This window comes from Micromonospora sp. NPDC049799, from assembly GCF_040656655.1.
Lineage (GTDB): Bacteria > Actinomycetota > Actinomycetes > Mycobacteriales > Micromonosporaceae > Micromonospora.
Genome location: NZ_JBFAMU010000552.1, coordinates 1 through 3,057, shown reverse-complemented (window position 1 = coordinate 3,057; position 3,057 = coordinate 1). Strand labels below are relative to the sequence as shown.

General features: G+C 72.3%; 3 protein-coding genes. 1 reads left to right on the top strand and 2 read right to left on the bottom strand.

The features are described from left to right. A partial coding sequence (locus AB0I76_RS26180; RefSeq protein ID WP_357040669.1) for a helix-turn-helix domain-containing protein occupies positions 1-412 on the top strand: 412 nt, incomplete at its 5' end. Between the two features lie 15 nt (positions 413-427). On the opposite strand, the gene AB0I76_RS26175 is transcribed toward AB0I76_RS26180, so the two are convergent. Both AB0I76_RS26175 and AB0I76_RS26170 read right to left on the bottom strand, forming a co-directional pair. After that, positions 428-1,039 (bottom strand): TetR/AcrR family transcriptional regulator, encoded by a 612-nt coding sequence (locus tag AB0I76_RS26175; protein ID WP_357040672.1) that lies wholly within the window; start codon positions 1,037-1,039, stop codon positions 428-430. Next, positions 1,036-2,616: an MFS transporter gene (locus AB0I76_RS26170; protein ID WP_357040667.1), complete on the bottom strand. Its 1,581-nt coding sequence runs from the start codon at positions 2,614-2,616 to the stop codon at positions 1,036-1,038. Before AB0I76_RS26170 ends, AB0I76_RS26175 begins: the two co-directional genes overlap by 4 nt. Positions 2,617-3,057 lie beyond the last annotated feature (441 nt).

The following is a 3,057-nucleotide window of genomic DNA, read 5'->3' as shown; positions in this document are numbered from 1 at the left end:
GCTGGCCGCGACGTTCCAGGAGGCGGACCGGTGCCTCACGGCGCTGGGCGCGCTGGGTCGGGCCGGGCAGGGCGCGAGCACCGCCGAGCTGGGCTTCGTCGGCCTGCTGCTCGGGGCGGTGGGCGACGGCGGGGACCGGGACGTGGCCCGGTTCCTGACCGCGACCGTCGGTCCGGTGGTGGACTACGACGCCCGGCGGGGCACCGCGCTGGTCAAGACGCTGGAGGCGTACTTCGGGGTGGGTGGCAGCCTGGCCCGGGCGGCGGAGCAGCTGCACGTGCACGTCAACACGGTCACCCAGCGGCTGGAGCGGGTCGGGCAGTTGCTCGGCGCGGACTGGCAGAAGCCGGAGCGGGCGCTGGAGGTGCAGCTGGCGCTGCGCCTGCACCGCCTGCGGACGCCGCAGGGCTGACCGGCGGTCCGCGCCTCAGTCGGGTGCCCGGATCCCGGCGAGGACGGTGTCGACGACCCTCTCGGGCATGGTGGCCTCGTCCAGGTCGGGGTGCCAGCGCAGCATGCGCTGCAGGAGCATCGGGCCGGTCAGCAGCGCCATGACGAGCTCGACGTCGAGGTCCGCGCGCAGCTCGCCGCTGTGCATCCCACGCCGCAGCACGTCACGCATCAACTGTCGTCGCGGCTCGACGATGTTCTGGTAGAGCTCGTACTGCTCCGGGCTCCGGTTCACCTCCGGCACCAGGCAGGGCATGATGCGGGCCGCGCGGGGGTCGATGTGGTGGCCGACCGCGCCGACCAGCATCACCAGGTCGTCGCGGACCGACCGGCCGGCCGGCGTCGGCGGGGTGCCCTTGAGCGTACGCAGGGCGTCGCGCAGCAGCGCGTCCTTGCCGGGCCAGCGGCGGTAGATGGTGGCCTTGCCGACCCCCGCCCGGCCGGCGATGGCCTCGATGGAGATCGCCTCCACCGTGCTGCCCTCGGCGAGCAGGTCGAGCGTGGCGTCGATGATGGCCTCGTCCGCGCGGACGCTCCGCGGCCGGCCGGGCGGCCGAGGAGCGTCGGCGGTGGAAGTCATGTCGGCTATTCTCCCCGACCCTGGGCCGTGCCGGCCAACTCGGGTTCGGCCACCGGGGGGACGGCCGCCGGGGTGGCGGGACGACCGGGCATCCACCGCAGCACGACGAGGATGCCGAGTCCGGCGACCACCGCCGCGACGACCGCCGCCGTGTGCATCGCCGAGACGAACGCGTCGTTGGCCACCGCGATCAGCTGCGGGCCCGCCGGGCCGAGCTGTCCGGCCGCGGCGTACGCCCCGGAGACCGACTCGCCCGCCGCCTCGCGCGCCCCGGCGGGCAGGTCGCGCAGCGCGCCGTCGACGTCGGCGCGGTACACCGCGGACAGCACCGAACCGAGCACCGCCACACCGAGCGCGCCGGCCACCTGCCGGACGGTGTTGCTGACCGCCGAACCGACGCCGGCCTTCTCCCGGGGCACCGCCGACATGATCGACTCCATGGCGGGGGGCATGATGTTGGCCATTCCCGCGCCCTGGAGGAAGAAGAACACCAGCACCACCCAGATCGGGGTGGTCTCGTCGACGACGGCGAACGCCGCGAGCGCCACCGTGGTCAGCACCAGCCCGACCGTCGAGACGGCCTTGCCGCCGTACCGCTGGACCATGGCCGCGCTGCGCGGCGCGAAGACCAGCTGCGCGGCGGCGAACGGCAGGAAGAGCAGGCCGGTCTCCAGCGGGCTGTAGCCGCGTACCAGTTGCAGGTAGAACGAGCTGAAGAACATCACGCCCATGGCGGCGAAGAACACCAGGCCGACCACGGCCACCGGGGCGGCGAAGCGCGGCACCCGGAACAGCCGTACGTCCAGCGACGGGTGGTCGCTGCGCCGCTCCAGGGCGACGAACCAGGCCAGCACCGCCAGGCCGCCCACGATCGCGCCCCACACCGCCGGCCGGTCGAAGCCGTGCTCGCCGCCGTCGATGATGCCGTACGACAGGGCGACCAGGCCGACCACGGAGAGCACCACGCCCGGCACGTCGACGCGCCCCGGATTCGGGTCACGCGACTCGGGCACCAGCAGGGTCACCAGGATCAGGCCGGCCAGAACCACCGGCACGTTGATCAGGAAGACCGACCCCCACCAGTAGTTCTCCAGCAGTGCGCCGCCGAGCACCGGACCGATCGCCACCGCCAGGCCGACCGCGCCGGCCCACACGCCGATGGCGCGGCCCCGCTCCCGCGGGTCGAAGACGTTGGAGATGATCGACAGGGTCACCGGCATGATGGCCGCGCCACCCACACCCATCAGCGCGCGGGCGGCGATGAGCTGCGCGGGGCTCTGCGCGTACGCCGAGAGCAGCGACGCCAGACCGAACAGCGCCAGGCCGATCAGCAGGAACCGCTTGCGCCCGGCCCGGTCGCCGAGCACACCGAAGGTGAAGAGCAACCCGGCGAACACCAGCGTGTAGGAGTTGATCGACCATTCCAGCTCGGCCTGGGTGGCGCCGAGCCCGTGCACCGGGTCGGCGAGGGTCCGCAGGGCGACGTTGAGGATCGTGTTGTCGAGGACGACCACGAGGAGGCTGATCACCAGCACTCCCAGGATCGCCCACCTCCTCGGGTGTCCGGTGTTCTCGGTCGGTTGCATGTCGGTGCCCCCCGGCTGCCATTTTCGATACGGCTCATACTCGTTATCTGGCGCTGAGCGTAGACCGGCGATTAACGATACGGAACCGATCCGTATCTTATGTGACCGCCCCCACGTCAGGTCTCGCGCCCCGGGGTCGTTGTTGGTCAACTCGGGTTCTGTGAAGTTGGGCTGTCCGGGTGGAGCCGATGGCCCGGTTTCAGTGATGTCGAGTGGATCTCCGCCCGGCCCCCTGGCCGCGGCGTCCGTTATCAGGCCCGGTGTCCGGTTTCGGGGTGTGACCGGGGGCATCCTGACGGCGGAATCGTGGCCGGCCGGGGGTCGTTACATTGGTGGACGATCGAGTAGGACGCGCAGCCCCCGGGCGTGGGTCGCCCGGCCCCGGAATGACGGTGGCCGGCCGGTCGTTGAATCCCCTCGACGAACACGGGACCGCCGACA

Bases quoted from the DNA above. Each gene is read 5' to 3' on its own strand.
- AB0I76_RS26170 (WP_357040667.1), bottom strand. From the start codon at position 2,616: ATGCAACCGACCGAGAACACCGGACACCCGAGGAGGTGGGCGATCCTG.